This is a genomic window from uncultured Campylobacter sp. (assembly GCF_937997535.1).
In the GTDB taxonomy this organism is placed as follows: domain Bacteria; phylum Campylobacterota; class Campylobacteria; order Campylobacterales; family Campylobacteraceae; genus Campylobacter_B.
The window spans coordinates 79,349-99,200 of sequence record NZ_CALKTT010000093.1 but is presented as its reverse complement, the minus strand read 5'-3'; the positions used below and the strand labels follow the sequence as shown (position 1 = coordinate 99,200).

The 19,852-nt window shown below is 49.6% G+C and carries 18 protein-coding genes and 1 pseudogene; 6 read left to right on the top strand and 13 right to left on the bottom strand.

What is annotated here, in order from left to right:
* Nucleotides 1-10 precede the first annotated feature (10 nt).
* From Q0117_RS09125 to Q0117_RS09110, 4 genes and pseudogenes are all read left to right on the top strand, one after another.
* Nucleotides 11-556 carry a superoxide dismutase family protein gene (locus Q0117_RS09125; RefSeq protein WP_297924756.1) on the top strand — a complete coding sequence of 182 codons (546 nt, stop codon included), beginning with the start codon at nt 11-13 and terminating at the stop codon, nt 554-556.
* A gap of 391 nt (nt 557-947) precedes the next feature.
* Nucleotides 948-1,343: a DUF1104 domain-containing protein gene (locus Q0117_RS09120; RefSeq protein WP_297924754.1), complete on the top strand. Its 396-nt coding sequence runs from the start codon at nt 948-950 to the stop codon at nt 1,341-1,343.
* Between the two features lie 460 nt (nt 1,344-1,803).
* A pseudogene (locus Q0117_RS09115) lies at nt 1,804-2,465 on the top strand (response regulator transcription factor).
* Between the two features lie 18 nt (nt 2,466-2,483).
* On the top strand, nt 2,484-3,581 hold the full coding sequence (locus Q0117_RS09110) for a HAMP domain-containing sensor histidine kinase (RefSeq protein ID WP_297924815.1): 1,098 nt from the start codon (nt 2,484-2,486) through the stop codon (nt 3,579-3,581).
* Nucleotides 3,582-4,246: 665 nt separating this feature from the next.
* Here the strand turns inward: Q0117_RS09110 and Q0117_RS09105 are convergent.
* From Q0117_RS09105 to Q0117_RS09075, 7 genes are all read right to left on the bottom strand, one after another.
* Nucleotides 4,247-4,405, bottom strand: coding sequence for a hypothetical protein (locus Q0117_RS09105; protein WP_297924752.1), 159 nt, complete (start codon nt 4,403-4,405; stop codon nt 4,247-4,249).
* Between the two features lie 57 nt (nt 4,406-4,462).
* A complete protein-coding gene (locus Q0117_RS09100; protein WP_297924750.1) occupies nt 4,463-5,059 on the bottom strand; it encodes a phosphoesterase in 597 nt (198 codons plus the stop codon).
* A gap of 84 nt (nt 5,060-5,143) precedes the next feature.
* Nucleotides 5,144-6,637 (bottom strand): RNA ligase, encoded by a 1,494-nt coding sequence (locus tag Q0117_RS09095; RefSeq protein WP_297924749.1) that lies wholly within the window; start codon nt 6,635-6,637, stop codon nt 5,144-5,146.
* Between the two features lie 453 nt (nt 6,638-7,090).
* Nucleotides 7,091-7,456: a tetratricopeptide repeat protein gene (locus Q0117_RS09090; RefSeq protein ID WP_297924747.1), complete on the bottom strand. Its 366-nt coding sequence runs from the start codon at nt 7,454-7,456 to the stop codon at nt 7,091-7,093.
* Nucleotides 7,440-7,799: a hypothetical protein gene (locus Q0117_RS09085; protein ID WP_297924745.1), complete on the bottom strand. Its 360-nt coding sequence runs from the start codon at nt 7,797-7,799 to the stop codon at nt 7,440-7,442. Before Q0117_RS09085 ends, Q0117_RS09090 begins: the two co-directional genes overlap by 17 nt.
* Nucleotides 7,800-8,171: 372 nt before the next feature.
* The gene (locus tag Q0117_RS09080; RefSeq protein WP_297924743.1) at nt 8,172-9,212 is read right to left on the bottom strand and encodes an isoaspartyl peptidase/L-asparaginase family protein; all 1,041 of its coding nucleotides are present in this window, start codon (nt 9,210-9,212) and stop codon (nt 8,172-8,174) included.
* Between the two features lie 415 nt (nt 9,213-9,627).
* Nucleotides 9,628-10,245, bottom strand: a complete 618-nt coding sequence (locus Q0117_RS09075; RefSeq protein ID WP_297924741.1) for a DUF417 family protein — start codon at nt 10,243-10,245, stop codon at nt 9,628-9,630.
* A gap of 105 nt (nt 10,246-10,350) precedes the next feature.
* Here Q0117_RS09075 and Q0117_RS09070 point away from each other — a divergent pair, with 105 nt between their 5' ends.
* Nucleotides 10,351-11,454 (top strand): PQQ-binding-like beta-propeller repeat protein, encoded by a 1,104-nt coding sequence (locus Q0117_RS09070; RefSeq protein WP_297924739.1) that lies wholly within the window; start codon nt 10,351-10,353, stop codon nt 11,452-11,454.
* Nucleotides 11,455-11,754: 300 nt separating this feature from the next.
* Here Q0117_RS09070 and Q0117_RS09065 read toward each other — a convergent pair whose 3' ends face one another.
* Entirely contained in the window at nt 11,755-13,230 is a 1,476-nt protein-coding gene (locus tag Q0117_RS09065; protein WP_297924737.1) for a thiamine-phosphate kinase, read from the bottom strand.
* Nucleotides 13,231-13,681: 451 nt separating this feature from the next.
* Here Q0117_RS09065 and Q0117_RS09060 point away from each other — a divergent pair, with 451 nt between their 5' ends.
* Complete coding sequence (locus Q0117_RS09060) at nt 13,682-14,152, top strand: hypothetical protein (RefSeq protein WP_297924734.1); 471 nt, start codon at nt 13,682-13,684, stop codon at nt 14,150-14,152.
* A 102-nt stretch (nt 14,153-14,254) separates the two neighbouring features.
* Here Q0117_RS09060 and Q0117_RS09055 read toward each other — a convergent pair whose 3' ends face one another.
* From Q0117_RS09055 to Q0117_RS09035, 5 genes are all read right to left on the bottom strand, one after another.
* Complete coding sequence (locus Q0117_RS09055) at nt 14,255-15,721, bottom strand: aldehyde dehydrogenase family protein (protein ID WP_297924732.1); 1,467 nt, start codon at nt 15,719-15,721, stop codon at nt 14,255-14,257.
* 1,051 nt (nt 15,722-16,772) lie between these two features.
* Nucleotides 16,773-17,522, bottom strand: coding sequence for an ATP-binding protein (locus tag Q0117_RS09050; protein ID WP_297924730.1), 750 nt, complete (start codon nt 17,520-17,522; stop codon nt 16,773-16,775).
* Nucleotides 17,519-18,217, bottom strand: coding sequence for a 5'-methylthioadenosine/adenosylhomocysteine nucleosidase (locus Q0117_RS09045; RefSeq protein ID WP_297924727.1), 699 nt, complete (start codon nt 18,215-18,217; stop codon nt 17,519-17,521). Before Q0117_RS09045 ends, Q0117_RS09050 begins: the two co-directional genes overlap by 4 nt.
* Nucleotides 18,214-19,158 (bottom strand): ACP S-malonyltransferase, encoded by a 945-nt coding sequence (gene fabD / locus Q0117_RS09040; protein WP_297924724.1) that lies wholly within the window; start codon nt 19,156-19,158, stop codon nt 18,214-18,216. The genes Q0117_RS09045 and fabD overlap by 4 nt, the downstream gene beginning before the upstream one ends.
* Before the next feature lie 8 nt (nt 19,159-19,166).
* Nucleotides 19,167-19,817: an FKBP-type peptidyl-prolyl cis-trans isomerase gene (locus Q0117_RS09035; RefSeq protein WP_297924722.1), complete on the bottom strand. Its 651-nt coding sequence runs from the start codon at nt 19,815-19,817 to the stop codon at nt 19,167-19,169.
* Nucleotides 19,818-19,852 lie beyond the last annotated feature (35 nt).

Sequence of the window (19,852 nt, the reverse complement as noted above, 5' to 3'; positions counted from 1 at the left end):
AGGATTTTTCATGAAGAAATTTCTAATTTCATCAATTTTAGTCGCAAGCGCCTTGATCGCTCACGAACACGGCGATATGCAAAATTTCGACCCTAAGTCTGGCAAGCACCTCGTCATCACTATGGAGCAGCTGGGCGAGAAGGGCAACGTAACCGTCGGCGAGGTCGTAGCGGTCGAGACGAACTACGGCGTGGCGTTCTTTCCAAATTTAAAGGGTCTTGCTAGCGGCGTGCACGGCTTTCACGTGCATCAAAACGCTGACTGCGGCGCTACCGAGAAGGGCTTAGGCATGAAAGCTGGCGGTCACTGGGATCCGAGCGATACCAAAAAGCACTCGTTTGCTTGGGACGATAGCGGCCACAAGGGCGATCTGCCTGCACTTTTCGTCGATGCTGAGGGCAATGCGGTCTATCCGGTGCTGGCTCCGAAGATCAAGAGCTTAGATGAGCTAAAGGGCCACTCGCTGATGGTTCACGTAGGCGGCGATAACCACAGCGATCATCCGAAACCGCTCGGCGGCGGCGGCGCTAGAATGGTCTGCGGCGTTATAAAATAAGCCTCGTTGCGGATGAAATTTAATCATCCGCAATCTCTAAGTATGTCCGCTCTGCGGTTAAATTTACGCGATGAAATTTCGCCGTTCGCAGCGCCGAGATACGCCCGCTTTGTCGTTAAATTTACGCATGGCGGGCTTTAATATAATCTATGCAGCGCAAAATTTATGTTAAATTTACGCGCAGCACCCCTCTCCCGCTTAAATTTTAAAATTTTAACTCCGTTTGCGCGCATTACGCTCTGTTTTTGCCGCAGCAGCATCGCAAAATTTTCCAAATTTAATCAAAGTTCTAAATTTACGGCGCCGAGCTATTTTGGCAGCGCGAGCTTCATTTAACTTTTTCTTCACGACTTTTTCCTACAATCACGCTAACTTTCACAAAGGAGAGAGAATGAAAAAGATTGTTTTAGCAAGCGTTTTAGTCGCGGGCGTGCTGTTCGCCGCAGATTTTAGCTCAAGCAGCCCCGAGCAGATCAATGCCGCAGTCGCCGGCGCGGACGCCAAGAGCTTAAGCGAAGCGGCGTTTGAGATCGATAAGCGCGCGGGCGAGCTAAGAGCGCAGGCAAGGGATCTCAAGCGCGGATTTAAGACGGAGTTTAAAAAGAAGCTGGACGCTATGAGCGTCGAGGATCGCGAGAAATTCCTAGACGAGTTTAGAAAAAACTATAACGCCCAGGCGGGCAAGCTAAGCGTTGAGCAGGCGGATAGGCTGGATATCGAGCTTAAAGACCGCGGCAATTTCGGCAAATTTAAAAGGCCCGCTCACGGGTTTGGTCCGCATAGATAGCAGGTGGCTCCCGGCGAATGCGGCCATATGCCGCATAAAGGAATGGGCGGCGGCGCGGGTCTGGCAATGCCGCCAAGAGGCGAGATGCCGTGCAATCAAAACGCGGGCGCCGCTCCGTGTCCTATGACGCAGCAATAGCTGCCCGCGCGCAAGCTACGTAGTTCCGCGCAGCACTTGCGCAGAATTTTATTTTATCGAAATACGGTGCGAGAATTTTAGAATTTTAGCTTGAAATTTATGCGGCGCGAAAATTTTATATCGTAAAATTTTAGCCTCTTGCGCCGCTTTGCTCACTGCGTAAATTAATTACCAGGCGAGCAATCTAAATTTACGAAGCGTGCCTTAGAGCCAAGACGCGCCGTTTTCGCCACGATAAAATTTTGCTGCGAAATTTTGCAATTAAATTTTACGTGGAATTTCACAGGTATAATTTCAAAAATTCTACGCAAGGAGGCGGGCTATGGCAAGGGTTTTGATCGTCGAGGACGAGGGGATGCTGCTAGATATGATGTGCACCTATATGCGCGGCGCGGGGCACGAGGTAAGCGGCAGTAAAAGCTACGACGAGGCGCTTTCATTAGCATACGAAAAGAGCTTCGATCTGTGGATCTTCGACGTCAAAATCATCGGCGGCAACGGCTTTGCGCTACTTCGCGAGCTGCGCGAGGCCGGGCGCGGCGCACCGTGCATTTTCACGACGTCGCTAAACACTCTGCAAGACGTCGAAAGCGGCTTTAGAGGCGGCTGCGACGACTACCTCAAAAAGCCCTTCGAGCTAAAAGAGCTGGCTCTGCGCGCGGATAATCTACTAAAGCGCACCTTCGTCCACAACGCCGCCCTGCGCGAAAATATCGGCGGAGGTTTTAGCTTCGATATGGCTCAGCACACGCTTTATCGCGACGGAAGAGCCGTGCCGATGCCGCAGAAGCAGGCGCGGCTTCTTGCTCTGCTTCTAAAAACCGCGATAAATTCCTTAGCAAAGATGAAATTTTCGCCGCGCTATGGGACTACGACGAGAGTCCGAGCGAGCTTAGCCTGCGCGTTTATATCGCGGAGCTGCGAAAAATTTTAGGCAAAGATCGCATCATAAACGCCTCCAAGCTTGGCTACAAATATATCTAGGAGCGCACCGTGTCCAAAATGCGTCAAATTCTACCTATTTTTTTGCTCTACACGCTTACTAGCGTCCTGTTTTTGGCGCTGGTAAGCAGCGTATTTTACGAGCGGGAGAAGTTTTTTATCGCGGATCGCGATGCCTTTGCGATCAGAGATTTCAAGCACGGCTTAGAGGCCAAGCTCGCGCGCGGCGGGCGCCTAAACGAGGGCGATTTCGACGCCATGCAGGCATACGCGGCGGATCTGAATAGCAGCGATGAGATCGCGCGGGATTTTGAGCCGAAGGATGACGCACCGCGCGTGTATATGGAGGGAAATAGCAGGATCGAGCAGTTTAATCTCACCGGCAAGGACGGCACGGAGTACTACGTAGCGATCAAAACGGATGCGCTTGAGGGCAAGCTAGCCGCACTAAAGCTTAAAATTTTAGCTGCGAGCGCACTTGTTTTGGCGCTTATTTTGCTGATCGCGTATTTTATCATCCGCCTTTCGCTGCGCCCGCTTTACGAAAAGATCGAGTTTTTAAACGGCTTCATCCGCGACACGACGCACGAGATAAAAACCCCGCTTAGCGTGATTTTGATGAGTATCAAGCTTTTCGATACCGATGCGAAAAAATATCTGGGCAATATCAAGGCGGGCGCAAATACGATAAACGCGCTATTTGAGGATCTAACCGCGCTAAGCTTAAACAAAAGCGGCAGCGGGCGAGAGGTAAATTTAGGCGAGCTGCTGCAAAGCCGCATAGAGTATTTCTGCGTCTCTGCGGAGCAAAAGTGCATAAGCTTAAGCGTAGATCTGCGCCCGGTAGCCTTTTGCGCGGATGAGTTTAAGCTACGAAAGATCATCGATAATCTGCTTGGCAACGCGATAAAATATTGTGATGAGCTCGGCTGCGTCGAGGCGAGCTTGAGCGAGCGCTCGCTTCGTATAAAAAACAGCGGCGCGGGCATCGCGCGGCAAAATTTGCCGCATATTTTCGAGCTTTACACCCGATTTGACGAGCGCAACGGCGGTTTTGGCATCGGGCTTTTTATCGTGAAAAAATACTGCGACGAGCTTGGGCTTAAAATTTCGTGCAGAAGCGAGCCGGGCGAGACGGAGTTTCGGCTGGAATTTTAACTTTACCCAAATGAAATTCTGCGCGAATAAAATTTTAGCAAGCGGGCTTGCTAGGCTTAACCGCGTGGGTTTAAATTTAGCTAGCGATTCCATCCACGAAATTTGCGCCAGATTATAATTAATGGCAAAATTCACGCATGCAATTCGGTCGCGTCCATAAAATTTTGCCCGTCGGTTTGCAGAATACACAGCGTAAAATTCTACGGAATTTCGTGAAATTTTATTTGGACGCGAGCAGAATTACGGCGGCTAGGGATAAAATTTGCAGCAGCTTAGATAAAATCGCACGCGACAATTGACTAAATTCCGCGAATTTCGCCCGCGCACCGGTTGGGTTCGCCCGTGCTCTGCTATCTCATACATACCGTATTCATAGCCCGCACAAAAGGCGCGCATTTTGGGTTTTGATACTCGACGGAAGCTATCCCGCCTCCCATTCTTGCCGCTCGGCGAGTTGGCGCGGACTACACGCGGATAAATTTTAAAATTTAGATAAGCTCTGCCCTGCCGAAGCGAAGCTTTATTAAAACGTGCGGCAAATTTTAAAATTTACGCGGGGTCAAAGAGCAAACGAGACAAAAGAGGCTAAATTTGATCATCTCTCGCTGGGCGCTCCTACGACCTTTGCGCTATTCGCCGCCTGCTTAAATTTTATCATTTCTCGCCTAGCGGCAGTAGACGATCGGTTTGGCTCCGAGCCTTGCTTCGCCGTGATACATTCCGAGCTTATCTTTCGTCCACGTAAAGCCCGTGTGTCCGTGCTTGTCGATAAAGATGCTGTCGAGCGCTTTGCCTATCCCCGTATTATGCGGGTGCTTTTGCAAGATATTGCGGCAGGCTGCGCTTAAATCAATGCTGCGGCTGTCCGTGTTTAGCCAGGATCACAAATATCTTGCCGCGATTTGCCTTTGCCCTAAAATTTGCACGATCTCATCTAAGCTTAAAATTTTGCCGTGCGAGTCAAAGCCTACGTTTAGTATGCGCCCCTCTAGGCTGGAAGCGCGGTCGTGCAAGTGTCCGTGAAGCATAAAAGAACCTTTCTGGGCGCGGTTGTGCTCCTCTACAGGATAGTGAAACATACAGATGCTCATACCCGCTTTGCCGTCCTTTATCGCGCCCGCACCGCCGTCAAAATTTAGCTCCTTGTAGTGCAGGATATCGCTAAAAATAGGATTTCCGTCGTCTTTTAGCTCGCGTAGCAGCGCTTCTTTGTTTTGGCTAATGAGCGTATCGTGGTTGCCTAAAATCAGCACATGCGAGCCGTTTAGTCTACGTGCGACGCTTTTTAGATCCTTTAATTTATTACAAAATGCAAAATCGCCCAGATCATAAACCGTATCCTCAGGCCCCACTACGGCATTCCAGAGCGCTATGAGCTTTTCGTTCATCTCGTTTACGTCGTTAAAAGCCCTAAATTTAGGGCAGTATTTCATGATATTGGCGTGATAAAAATGCAAATCGGAGGTAAAAAATATCATCATTTTTCCTTTAAGCTTTAATCGCCGCATCGAATTTACGCTTTACGTAAATTTACGCGGTGCCAAATATTCGCACGATAATCGTTAAACTTTTTCTAAAAATTCTTTTATAAAGCCTAGCTTGCCCTGCTCGTCAAGGGATCTGAATTCTCGCTCATTTGCTTTGATGTGATCAACCAATGGGTGAAATTCCTCATCGAGCTTGGTTTTATCCAGTTTGCCGGAAAGCGCCTCGTTTTTACTGCGAGCGAAAAATTTATTCACGAGATAATAAGGCGTTTTCATCTTAAAACAAAAATCGTTTTGGCTCGGGATATACACCATAAAGCCCTCGAATTTCGCCTCTTTGACTATATTTTTAAGCTCCGCAAAGCTCGTTTTTAGATACTGCTCGTCCTCTTTATAAAAAGGTCTTTTTAGCGCACCAGCGGTGCTTGCTGCGATCTTATCCAGCTCAAATTCGCTCTCTTGCGCGCCGGTTTTAACGTCGATAAGTCCGATAAAAGTCTCTCCAAGCTCCTCTTCTACGATGTGCGGGTCGCTCTCGTCGGTGATCTCAAATAAAAAAGTTTTATTTGGATAGCGTTTGAAAATCTCTTCAAATTTGCAGCAGTGCTCGCGCGCCATCTGTGCAAATCTACTATCGGTCGATCCTGTCGTGGAGTAGATGACGCGGCGGTTAAAGCTAGCGCCGCTTTCGTGGATATCTACGTAGGTGCAACACCCCAAAAAGCCGTTTACCTTTCGCACGGCAAGCACGGGCGTATCGTCTTTGATATCGATAGGATAAAGGCTTTTGCGCGAGGTAAATTCCGAGTAGTTATAGACCTTTTTAAACGGACGCACGATGATATTTAGATTCTCATCCATTATGAGCCCGCGCATCTCAAGCAATGCCTTATCCCAATCGGCTTTGAAAAAGACGCGTTTTGAGTATTTGTAGGTGCGAAGCTCGGGATAAAGCTCGCTTTGACGCGCACTCCAGAGCCTTTTATCCTGCGTGGCGGCGATATATTTTTTCGTTACGTAGGTGTTTTGCGCCGCATCAAAGGGCAGATCGCGCCTGTTTAGAGCCGCCGCGTCTTTAATCTTTTGCGCTACGCTTTGGCTCATAGGATTAACGGGCGGGATCAAAATTTCGCCCTCTATTTTGTTATTTGCGACCTTGATAAACATCGCTATCACGGTATCTTCATCGACGCCGTGCTCGGAGGCGAAGAAATTTTGCATTCTAAAGCACTCGAAAATAAATCCATTCTGGGCGGCTTGCTCTTTTAGGCTTAGCAGCTCTTTGGTGCGCGCACTCACGTTGCTAAGCACGATAATAACGTCTTTAGCTTTGTTTTCCAGGGCAAATTTATACGCCTGCTTTATCTCGCGGGCGACCTTGCGCTTCGCATCCTCCAAAAGCTTTGGCGACCAAGTATAAACCCCCGCCTCATCGGTTAAGAACATATCGTTTTCCAGATGATAAATTTGCGCCTGCGGATATTCGTTTTTAAATTCTTTAATTTTCTCTTTTGCGAAAGTCGTTTTACCAGAGCCCGCGTGTCCGCGAACGACTATAAATTTTCTCATTTTACCGCCTTAATTTTATGTGGCGATATTCTACCTAAAATTTTAGCGCCTTGGTATCAAGAAATATGGATTTTGGTAAAATTAAATTTACAGAGCCGATTTTTGCCACTTAGCTCGCGCAGTTTTGAGCGCGAATGAGGCGGCACGGCTTCGTATCTACGCAGGCTCGCCGCCGATGCGCGCTTTCGGGCACGAAATTGAGCGAGGATAAAATTTGTGGCGAGCCGCCCAGCGACTTAAATTTAAACCTCAAGGCATCAAATTCGTATGCCGTTCGTTTCGCAAGTTGTCTAAGCAGAGGCGGGATTAAGCGAGCGTATCCGCTGCGTCTAAGTCCCGTCTATGTCCAAGCCGTAGTAGGCGCAAATTTTATCAATTCGCCGTTTTATTATTTGCCGATTTCATACATATCGCAGGATTTTTGCCAAATTTCTTTAAACTCCGGCGATAGTTTTATAAGAGAGGCATTTTTTTGTTTTTACCGAGATCACAAGCTTTTTTATAATACTCGGTGGCCTTCTTTTTGTCGTTTGCGATATAGTAATTAAAATTTGCAAAGTTAGAGCAAGATAATAAGGAGTTTAGATCGCAGCCTTTTTTATAATAGACCGCCGCTTTTGTTATGTCCATTTTAACGCCTTTTCCTGCTTGATACATATCCGATAAAAGACCGCACGATAGTTCATGCCCTCCGTTGCAAGCTTTGTCGTAATAGAGGATCGCTTTTGATATGTCCTTTTGTATTTTCTCTCCGTCATTATATAAAGCCCCTAAAAATCCGCAGCTACCCACATCTCCATCGTTACATTTTTTTTTCAAGACGCTCGACTTCCTTTTGGGGATCATCCTGCATCCCCATATTGCTTAACATTATGCAGCCTACTTCATTGCCGTCGTTGCAAGTTTTTTGATAAAGTTCGATGGCTTTTTGGGGATTTTCTTCTAATATTTCGTTGCCTAACATTACGCAGCCCGTTCCATAACCGCCGTCGCAGGATTTTTGAAGCAGTTCGATTTTCTTCGTTCTATCTTCGTATCGTACGGCGGCGCTAGCGCAAGAGTCCATATTGCCGCCATCGCACTCCTTTTCGAATTTCTCAAGCTCGGACGCCGCAAATACAAAAGAGGCGATAAACGCCAACGCAAACAGTGATTTTTTCATTTCATATCCTTTCCGGGTAAAATTTGGTTAATTTTACCCCCCCCTTAGAAATTTATGAAATTCTCCATCTTTTTTATACAACGGCGCCTAAAAGAGGCGAAACAACATTTGATTTTAAAAATTTTTTCACAAAATACGTGAGGCAGCGATGTTTAAATTTGCATCCATAAAAGATAGCAGTGTGTGCGGTTTAAAATTTAATGATAGAAAATTCGCGCTTTGCCGAGGTGCTAAAAGTAAAATTTGACCGAATTTAGCCGCGCCGAGGCGCTTGATCGACGAAGGCGCCAAATTTGATAGACGTGTGATAAAAAGCGTATTATCCTCGCTATTTGATTTAAATTTAGCCCCGCAAAGGGGCTAAATTTACGTTTATTTCTCCCCTAGCGGCCAGTAGACGATCGGTTTGGCTCCGAGTCTTGCTTCGCCGTGATACATACCGAGCTTGTCTTTAGTCCATGCAAAGCCCGTGTGTCCGTGCTTGTCTATCGAGATGATGCCGCCGCTACCACCGAGAGCTTTGACCTGAGCTACCGCTTCTTCGGCTGCTTTTTGCACGTCTTGCGTTTTGTATTTATAAAGAGCCGAGACCTCGTGTGCGGCGTTTACGCGCATATAGATGTCGCCTGTGCCGGTGCAAGAAACCGCCACCGAGTCGTTGTCGGCGTAGGTTCCCGAGCCGATTATAGGGCTATCGCCGATGCGGCCGGTCATTTTATTGGTCATACCGCCGGTACTGGTCGCTGCGGCTAGGTTGCCGTTTTTATCCAGCGCGATCGCGCCTACGGTGCCAAGATACGGACGCTCGTGTAAATTTAGCGACGTCTTTTTCGCCTTTTCGCTATCAAGTAGCAGCTTTTGCTTCTCTTTGGCTTTTTGTAGCGCATCGTATCTAAACTGCGTGAAAAAATACTTCTGATCGACCATCTCTAGGCCGTTTTCTTTGGCGAGCTTGTCGGCTCCCTCGCCCGCAACTAGCGTATGCCACGTCTTATCCATCACGAGTCTGGCGCCTAGGATCGGGTTTTTGATATGCCTCGCCATCGCGACCGCGCCCGCTTTTTTGGTTGAGCCGTCCATGATCGAGGCATCAAGCTCGTTAAATCCGTCGGCGGTAAATACCGCGCCCTTGCCCGCGTTAAAATTCGGATCGTCCTCAAGCACCATTATTGCCGCAGTTACCGCATCCATCGCGCTGCCGCCCCGTTCAAGCACGGCCTGACCTGCTAAAAGCGCTTTTTTCATCGGCTCTTCGCGGATTTTAAATTCCTCCTTGGTTAGATCAAGCCCGCTGGTGCCGCCGTGAATGACGATAACCGGGGAAAATTTCTCCTGCGCATTCGCAGCCGTTAGCCCGAGCAGGACCAAACTCGCCGCCATAAAAACGGCCTTTGAGAGTGAAAAGTGCTTCATATCTCGCCCTTTCGAAAAAATTGCAGAATTTCTAAGAAATGATATAACTTTGCGCTTTTCATTTCGCTTAATCAAATGCGAATTCAGCCGGATATAAATCTAATACTTTGAGATTAGAATTAAGCTTTCGCTGTCAAATTTAACGCGACTCAATTTGTAGCACAATCTGATAGGTCGATTTAAATTTTATAAATTTGGGTTTGAGCGTTGGCAAAATTTAATTACTGCAGCTCGATAAATTTCAACCGCACGTCATAAAATTTTAGCGCGGTCGTATTTTAAACGGCGCTACCCAAGCAAGCAAACTCAAACACGCAACCGCTAGCAAAGCAGGCTTTAAATCAAAACGCCTCAAACTCGCCGTGCGCGATCATTTAGTGTTGCGTCGGAACCGACGCCAATATATTTTGACGGCTCAATCGCAGCTTTTTTCTCCGCGGCAAAGGCGCGCCAGGTCGTATTTTAGCAGCACCAAGCCAAGGCCTAGCAAGAAAAGGTCTTTAAAGATAAAGCCGTCGATCTTACCTAGCTGCGGCAGTAGGCTGAGCGTGCTCAGCGCCATGACGATCACGATGAGATCGCCCACGATGCCCGCCTTCGGCTTGAAAAAGCCCGCGATGAGCGAGAGATAGCCCACGGTCTCCACCACGCCCAAAAAGTAGCTCGCGCCGGCGTCCCCGAGCGCTGAGGGCAAAAACGAAAGCCACGTCTGCGAAAAGAGCGGCTTTAAAGCCTCCACTTCAAACTCAAACCACTTGTAGTTGCCCATCACGGCAAGCACGATGATAACGGAAAGTCTAGCGAATATAATATCCGCGTCGCCTGCGACAAATTTTTTACGATCTCCCTCATACGGCTCCTTTGTAAATTGTGTAGCGGTATGATAGCGAGCTTGCGTGTAGGCTACGTGAAGGGGCGAAATTTCAAATTCCAAATTCCTCGGCTTCACGAAATTCTGTCCCTCCACAAAATTTAGTGGCTCCACAAAATTTAAAATTCCATGCCGCGCGCCGTAAAATTTTAACGTGCGCATCGTATGATTTAACGTGCACGCCGTAAAATTTTAACGCGCATACAAAATTTCAAAATTCGCGCCTAAATTTAAGCTATAATCGCTTCAAATTTTAAGGAGCTGCAAATGCTAAAATCATATCCTCTTGCGATGCAGGGCGTGGAGTTTCGCGGGCACGGCGTGACGGGCATTTACGAGATGGGCGAGCGGATAGCCTTCGTCCATTTTGCTTTCGCGGCTCCTAGCGAACGAAATATCGCCGCAAAGCTAACGCCCGGCTACGTTCTGCTAGATACGTTTTCGCGCGATTTTAGCGAACATAAAAGATCGGTGCTCGCCTACGAGCAGCGCGAAATTTTCTCTGCCGCCTCCGCGCTGTGTTACCCGCAGGACGGTCATTTCGTGCTAAATACGAGATATTACGAGGGCTTCGTCGATTCGCCCGCAAAGCTCATCAAAATACAAGACGGTGAAATGAGCGAGCTTGGCGATGCTCCAACGCCCGTGAAGCAGATCTACAACGATGCGCGAACCTACGAGTTTGACGGCTTTGCCGTGCGGATGAGTTCACCCTTTATGATGGAGTGCATAGCTTCACAGGACGGATCAAATTTATGCGGCGCGGCGGCTGATTTGGGCGGCACGCTAAATTCTAGCGGCTCGGCGGGCGAGAATTTAAAAAATTCCTCCGAAAATGACGATGCGGCGGCTGTTTGCAAAGCGAGCAAAAGCGATAGGTGCGATGAAACCAGCGAGGCAAAAGATAAAATTTTAAAAGACGGCAAACAAACCCGCAAAAAAGCGGCAGCAAAAGGCAAAACGCTTTGGCGGCTGAAGCTCGGCGCGTATCTATATACGCCCGTTTGCCTGCGCGGCGGAGCACTGCATTTTGATGCGCAAGGTAAGCGGCAGGGTCGAGAGACGCTGTATTTCGGCACCGCGGGCAAGGGTGGGCACCTATACGCCGTGGACGCGGCAAGCGGCGAGGTGATCTTTAAGCTTGACACCGGCGGCACCGAGCGTTTCGCGTGGTGCGAGGATAAAATTTTACTCGCAGATCGCCGCGGCAAGCCCGTTTTGATTAGCGCGGGCGACGGCTCGATCTTAAAAGAGGTGGAATTCGGCAAGTTTCAATTCGGCTCGGATCAGATCATGCTCGCTAGCGGCGGGCGCCTCTACGCCGTGGCAAACGATGGAGCCGCGATGCACGCCGTCTGCGCGGATATTTAAATTGGACAGATTAAAATTCGGCTTGTAGTTGTAGATTAAATTTAAACGCAAGGCTTGAGGCGCCGAACATTTTGGATATGAAATTTACCTATTTAAGTCTCATGTTCGCTAGCCGCAGCACCCTTGCGAGTCGTATCCCATCCCATCTCTCGCCCATTCGGCAAATGCCAAAAACCGCAAATTCTTTGGTATAAAGCACGCCGTAGCTCACTTGCTAAGTAAAATTTATTCACCCGGCGCGTCTTTTCAAACTGAAATTCAAACCCCGTGCCTTAAAATTTAAAGCAGCCACGGCAAATTTCAAGGCGCGAAGTGGTGCGAGCTGCCGCGAAATTCCATCGAGCTTTGCGGCGTGCGCGGGCAAACCTCGGCGATGATATTGATCGAGACGCCCGCCTTAGCGGCAATCGCATAAATTTTAGGCAAAAACTTCGGCGCGAAGCTGAACAAAATCTCGTACTCCTCGCCGCTTTGCAGCGCAGCCTCGCTAGGGCGGGCGATCCAGCGCGCACCCACGCCGCTAGCCTCCAACAGGCGGGGCAAATCCTGCGCGAGCCCATCGCTAATGTCCATCGCCGCGCTGATGAACTTCGCCGCCTTGTAAAAAAACTTATCGCGCAAGACGGGCCTGACGAAGCGCGAATTCTTTGAAATTTTTGCGCGTAGATCCTCGCGCAAGCGATATGAGCCACTACCCGGCACAGGATTTTCGCCTGCAGAGCTTTGCGACGTAGAATTTTCGCATGCGAGGCTTTGCGCCGTATAATTCGCTGCGGATTTTTGCGCCATAAAATTTCCGATAGAATTTCCTACGCTCAAATTTTGCGTCGTAAAATTTTGCTCAAAAAACTCCGCGTCCCGATTTTGCGTCGCGGAGCCCTGCAAGTCGTCATACGAAGCGTGAGTATCTAAATTTTGTGTTATAGAGCCCTGCGACACGCTGCGCGCGGTGTAAGCATTCAAATCTTGCGTAGAATTTCCGTTATCAGGGCTCGGCGCAGAAATTTTGCCATCAAAGCTCTGCGTAGAAATTTCGTTGTCGAACTGCGTAGAAATTTTACCGGCAGAGTCGTCATAGCCGCCGCTTTGCAGCCCGCTATCTTGCGCCGTAGGGTTCTTGCGATCGTCTCCGCTCTGCGACACGGAATTTTCTACCGAAATTCCAGCGTCCAGGCTCTGCAGTTTAGCGTGCGTAGGTGAAATTTTATCGTCCGGGCTTCGCACCTCATCGCTTGGGCCTTGCAGCGACGAAATTTTATCGTTTCGGTTTTGCATCTGAGAGCTAGCGGGTAAAATTTCATCTCTTAAAAGCACCGCCAGATCGCGCCCGACGCCGCCTAGCTCGCCCGTATGCGCGATGAGATCGCCCACGCGCGCGCCGCTGCGAAACACGGGGCGCTTGCACTTGCCGATCAGGCTCACGCTAAGCGCGATGCGATCCGAGCCGATCGTGTCGCCGCCGATGATCCGTATGCCCCACTCGCGCGCCGTCTCGCTCACGCCCGCGCACAGCTCGTCGATCTCGCGCGTGCCGATCTCGCGCGGCAGCGCAAGCCCTAGCAGAGCGTATTTGGCGCGCGCATTGGTCGCGATCATATCCGAGATGTTTACAAGCATCGCCTTTGCGCCGATCTCGCGCAGGCTCAGCCAGCCGCGCCGAAAGTGCACGCCCTCGACGAAAAGGTCCTTGCAATACGCCCGCTCACCGATTACGGCGCAATCATCGCCATTAAGCTTCGATCTAAATTTCTCAAAAATATACCGCTCCTTATCCATGCGCCCTCCGTTAAATTAGCGTTACGCCGCAGCCGCGCGAAAGCTAAGAAGCCCGCATTTGCGGGCCTTTGTTTAAATTTCATCGCATACGCGCGGCAGGAGTTCTATGCTCCGCTTTGCAAGATTATAGCGTAAATTTAGATTTTCACCGCGCGAGTTTGGCTGCGGTTCAGTGCGGCTAGATAGCAAAATTGGAAATCGCGTGAGTTTTGAGACTTTGGTGTGGCTCGGTGCGAACGAGGCCCGCGATAAAACAGTACGAGTTTATTTCTTGCATGCACCCGCCTATGCACACTCGCTCAGATGACGGGTCTTTAAAGCGGCGAGCTTGAAATTTTAAAATTTAGCGCAGCCGCAACGAGATTAAATTTAAACGCTGCGTAAGCGTAGCAAAGATAGAATTTAGCACTAAATTTAAAGCCGTAATGCGGCACGCAAGCAAGGAGATAAAATGAGCGATACGAAACCGGACGAGCCACTACTAATCATAAAAAGGGCGAGGCGTTTTTACGGACCTTTTTATGCGGTAGTTAAAATTTTGCAATTTTATCTCGCCATTGTTTTTATAATGCTTGACAAGCCTTATGCGCCTATCGTAGGCTGGGTAATGCTGATCGGGCTTTTTTACGCAGAGATTATCCCGAATTGTTTTAAATTTATTGCATGTTACGATGATCACATAGTCGTGAAATATTTTTTCTGGGAAAGAGATATTCCGTTTGATCAAATCAAGTATTTTTGGATATTTACATATTTTTTAGGGCACAATAAATTTTTTATTAAACTCAAATTTAGCTTTAAAAATTTGGTACTAAATATTTGCTCGATATTTATACCGATGGATTATATAACAAAAGAAGATTTTGAAAAATTAAAAATTTTAATGAGTAACAAAAATATCGAATATAGGGATTTTATCTAAACCGAAGCAGTCTTAAAACTAAATACTCAATCGAGTCAAGCAGAATAAAATTTCGGGCGGCGCAAACCGCCCGAAACGTAGCCCGAGATACCGCGCTAAGCCTTACTGCTCGTAAAAGCCGCTCGGTTTGGAGATCGTGTCGATGTAGATGTTTTTGGTCTGGGTGTAGTGCTCCAGGATCATCTTGTGCGTTTCGCGACCGATGCCCGATTCTTTGTAGCCGCCAAACGGCGCGCCAGCGTGGATCTGGTTGTAGGTATTGACCCACACGCGACCCGTCTCAAGCAGGCGTGCGACCGTGAGCGCTTTTGCGATGTCGCGCGTAAATACGGCGCCGCCTAGTCCGTAGAGGCTGTCGTTTGCCATGCGGACGAGCTCGTCTTGATCTTTAAATTTAATCACGACGCCCACAGGACCGAAGATCTCCTCCTGCGCCACGCGCATGTCGTTGCGTACGTCCACGAGCAGCGTAGGCTCGACGAAAGCCTCTCCCGCGCTATGTCGCTTGCCGCCTACGGCGATCTTAGCGCCCTCTTCTACGCCGATTTTTACGTACTCTAAAATTTTATCGGCTTGCTTTTTGTTGATCTGGCATCCCATCTGGGTGTTTGGATCGAGCGGATCGCCCACCTTGATGCGCTTAAATTTCTCCACGAGCGCCGGTACGAATTTATCGTAGATGCCCTCCTGCACGAAGATCCTACTTCCCGCGCAGCAAACCTGGCCTTGGTTGAAAAGAATTCCCAGCTGCACGCCGTCGATCGCAACGTCGAAGTCGCAATCATCAAAGATGATGTTCGCGCTCTTGCCGCCAAGCTCAAGCGTAGCAGGGATGATCTTTTGCGCCGCGGCTAGCGCGATGCCTCTGCCGACCTCGGTCGAGCCCGTAAATGCGAGCTTATCGAGCCCTTTGTGAGTGCGGACGAACTCGCCTGCCTTGCTTCCCTTGCCGGTTACGACGTTGATGACGCCTTTTGGAAGCAGCGGCGCGATCAGGCGGATGAACTCCAAAATGCTAAGGCTGGTTTCGGAGCTTGGCTTAAACACGCACGTATCGCCCGCGGCAATCAGCGGAGCGAGCTTCCACGCGCCCATCAAAAACGGGAAATTCCACGGCACGATCTGTCCTACTACGCCGATCGGCTCGCGTAAAACGACGGATAGATAGCGCTCTTTTAGCATATTCGCGCTGCCCTCCTCGCCCAAAATCACGCCCGCAAAATAGCGGAAATGCTCGATCGACCACGCTACGTCGACCGCGCGCGTCTCGCGGATCGGCTTGCCATTGTCGATAGTCTCTACGGTGGCGATGAACTCGGCGTTTTGCTCTAGGACGTCGGCGATCTTATTTAGCAGCGCGCTGCGCTCATAAACGCTAGTGCGGCGGAAGCTCTCAAACGCCTTGCGGGCTGCGGCGACCGCTTTATCGACGTCCGCCTTGCTAGCATCTGCGATCTTTGAAATTTTCTCGCCGGTAGCGGGATTAAAAACGTCTAGGCTCGCGCCGCCTTCGGCACCCACAAACTCGCCGTCGATGAAAAGCTTATAGCTTGGTTGGATTGTAGCCATGCTTACTCCTTTGTGAAATATGACATTCGCTATTATATATCCGCGGCGGTTAATGCGGCATAAATTTCGGAGCGAAAATCGGTTAAAATTTTGTAGTGTGTAAATTTGAGAAGTACCGCGGCACCTGCGAAATTTTAAAATTTGATCTGCGTGCGTGACAGCGGAGGGTTTTAAGCAGCTTTAAAGCGGCGCAAAATTTAAGCCCTCGCGAGCGGCAAAATTTCAAAATGTAACGTTTATGAAACGAGAGCGGAAATTTGGCTACGATAAAATTTCAGAATTCGGCTTTGCTAAATTTTAAAATTCGGTTGCTTTGAAATTTTAAAATTTAGCTCCGTCGGAATTTTGAACTCGGCTTCGTTAAAATTTTGAAATTTTGTAAGGTAAAATTTTAGAAACATTTTGCGGAATAAATTTCTAAAACTATCTTTAGCAGAGCGGGTGAGCAGTTTAAATTTACGGCGCACGGCGATCGAGTCCGCACCCGCAGCCCGAAAGGAAGCCTCCGATAAAATTTTAAAATTTTGCGGGATTAAATTTCTAAAACATTTTTTGAGATGAAATTTCTACAACTATCTTTCGCGCAAACTTTGCAAGCCTCCTAAAGCTCGCCCGTAAAACTCGCTTGGACACGGACGACATCCGAGCAAGACGAAAGTGCGGCGCCGAAAGACGGCATTACAATTAATCTCAGGCGTTTCGTAAAAGCATATACAGGCGGTGTAACCCGCCCTACTCGCAGCCCTCGGGCGCAGCGGGCGTAACTACTCTGGTTCGCAGCCTAAATCTCGTGCACACAGTTTCAGACGCAGAAGCCTAACCACTCTAGCGCGCAGTCGGACGTAGGAGGATAGCTATTCGCCGCGGCTCGTACACAACTTAGACTCATAAGCGAATCGCCCGCGCCGCAATTTAAACACAGTGATTCAACCGCTCGCGCTGCGGCTCGCGGTTCGTTTGAGCAAGAAATTAAACTATATGTGCAAAGTTTCTGTCGCGGCAAAAACCATACTCGAGCTTTTCTAGCCGAGAGATCAAATCGCTTAAAATTTTAAAATTTAGGCTCGAAAAAGGTCTCTTCGTGGATATTGGCAAAGGCGGCTTGCAGGCTGATAAAAAACCTCGGATGGGCCTTTTCGTACTGCGCCAAAAGCTCCTTCGTAGCGGCGCGTGCGGTAGGCTCCTTGCCGCCGTATTGCCTCGCGGGGCAAACCTCCTCCTCGCGCATGATCGGAAGCTCGTTATCTCTGGCGCAGGCGGCGATTTGGCGCTCGCGCGTGAGAATGAACGGGCGGATGATCACAAGCCCGTTTTCGGCGACGTAGCGCGGAGCGAGGGTGCGCAGCGCGCCGTTGAAGGTGAAATTCATAAAAAAGCTTTCCGCGGCGTCGTCGAGGTGGTGGGCGATGGCGATCTTATTAAAGCCGTGTTCAAGCGCGTAGGAGTAGATGTATCCGCGCCTCATACGCGAGCAAAAGCTGCAAAACGTGGTGTTTGCGCGGATTTTTTCCTTGCCAAATTCAAAAATTTTAGTATCGATTATCTCGTAGGGGATCTCGTGCTCTTTAAAATGGGCGCTTATCTCGCGCAGGTCCTCGCCGATACCGTAGGTGACGGTAACGGCTTGAAACTCCCAATCTAGCGGACTTACGCTTTGGAAATGCTTCAGCACGTGCGCCAAGCTCATGCTGTCCTTACCGCCGCTAAGAGCTAGTAAAATTTTATCGCCGCGCTCAAACATCTTGTATTTGGCGTTGGTTTGTCCGACCTGTCGCAGTAACTTTTTGGAGAGGTTTATCATAACCTTTCGATCATTTTTAGGACGAAATTTGCGCTCGTTTGCGCGCTTTTTACCATAAACTCGTCAAAGTCAAACTCGGCTTTGTGTCCCGCCTCATCGCTTATCGCGCGCAGCACGCAAAACGGCACGCCTAGCGCGTCGCACACCTGCGCCACGCTCGCTCCCTCCATCTCGACCGCGCTCGCGTCAAACGTCCGCTCGATCCAGCTCTTGCGCTCCTCACCGCTTACGAACTGATCGCCGCTAGCTATGACGCCTGATTTTAGCGTGATGCCTAGCTGCTCGGCGACGCTTTGCGCGATAGAATTTAGCTTCGCATCGGTTTGGACTGAAATTTTACTTCCCGGCACGAATCCGTGCGGATGCCCAAACGCCGTGATATCCAGATCGTGCTGCACGAGCGCGGTAGCGTATAAAATTTCGCCGATCTTAATGCCGCGCTTCAAAGCCCCCGCGACGCCCGTAAAAATGAGCGCGCGCGCGCCGAATTTCTCGATCATAACCGTAGCGGTCAGGGCAGAATTTACCTTACCGATCTTCGAATACGCGATCACGAGATCGTGGCCGTTAAGCTTAGCGGCGTAGAATTTATTATTCGCGTGCTCCACGGCCTCCACGCTCACACTCCGCTCGCGCAGCGCAGACAGTAGTGGCTCGATCTCTTCGGGCATAGCACCCAAGATCGCTACTTTCATCCGTTCTCCTTTGCAAATTTCAGGAACTCATCTAAGCTCGCAAGATCCGTGATGCTGAAGGTCGGCTTCTGCGTGATCTTTTTGTTTATACCTTTTAAAACCGCCGCGCCGAACTCGACGAAGCAGTCCGTCTCGCTCTCATAATTTTTGATGCTTTGCTTGTAAAGCACGGGACCGATAAGCTGGGCTTTAAGCAGCTCCAACGCTTCGGATTTCGCCCTGTATGTTCGCGCCGTGGCATTAGCAACGACGGGGGCGAAGCTCTCTTTTAGCGCGGGGCGTAAAAATTCCAAAAGCTCGTCGCTGGCACTCCCTAGCATCGGGCAGTGGCTTGCGACGCTCATATTCAGTAGCATCGCGCGCTTTGCACCCGCAGCCTTAAACTCGCTCTCAAGCGATGCGAGATCATCTTTTTTGCCAGCGACTACGATCTGCCCGTCGCAGTTATAATTCGCCGCCCACACCTGCTTACCGGCACTTCTCGCATTCGCGCAAATTTTCTCGACCGCCTCGTCGGCAAGAGCCAAGATCACCATCATTCCGGCGCCTTTGCCCTCGCAGGCGCTCTGCATGAGCCTGCCGCGAATATTTACTAATTTTAGCATCCGCTTTGGTTCTATGCCTCCCGCAGCGCTTAGCGCGCTAAACTCACCCAGCGAATGTCCGAGCAAAAACTGCGGAGCGGTGTTAAGCTCTTCTTGATCCAGCCTTTCTTGCAACGCCGCAAGCGCCATCATGGAATTTAATGCAATCGCAGGCTGCGTAAATTCCGAAATGTCAAGCTTGTCGTTAGGCTCAAACAGTAAATTTTTAAAATCGATGCCCGTAAAGTCTGAAGCCTCATCCAAAAGCGCGCACGCAGATGCGGAGTTTTCGTAAAACTCCCTGCCCATGCCTACGCTTTGGCTGCCCTGTCCGGGGAAGATAAAAGCAAATTTCATAAAAAATCCTAATGCTCGTGGTGGTGCCCACCGCAGCACTCGTGATCTTTTCCGTGATCGTGACCCCCGCAGCATTCATGACCGTCTGCATGCCCATGGCCTCCGCAGCACTCGTGATCCTCTGCGCGATCGTGTCCGTGCCCGCCGCAGCACTCGTGCCCCTCGTGATGATGGTTGTGTCCGCAGCCGCAGCTGTGCGCACCCTCCGGCTGTCCGGTAAGAATTTCGTCCGCCGTCGCTTCGCGGTTCTCGACGATTTTTATATTAAATTCCAGCTCCTTGCCCGCAAACGGGTGATTAAAGTCGATAGTGACGTCCTGCTCGCCGACAGCTTTGACGCTCACGCGGGTAGTCGCGCCGTCCTCCGCCTGTCCGAAAAGCTCCATACCGACGACCAGATCGATGCCCGCAAACTGCTCTTTAGGTAGGATCTGCACGGCGTCCTGCTTATACTCGCCGACCCCGTCGCTCGGGCTTATGCGAACCGTTTTGCTCTCGCCCGCTTGTAGATTTAAAATTTCATCTTCCAGCTTTTGGATGATTTGATCCTTGCCGCTAAGAAAGGCAATCGGGTCAGAGTTTAAATTTGACTCTAAAATTTCGCCGGTTTTGCCGTCTTTTAGCTCATAATGCATCTTTATAACTCGGTTGTTAGCCATAGTTTTTCTCCTGTTTAAAATTTTATTTTTGATTT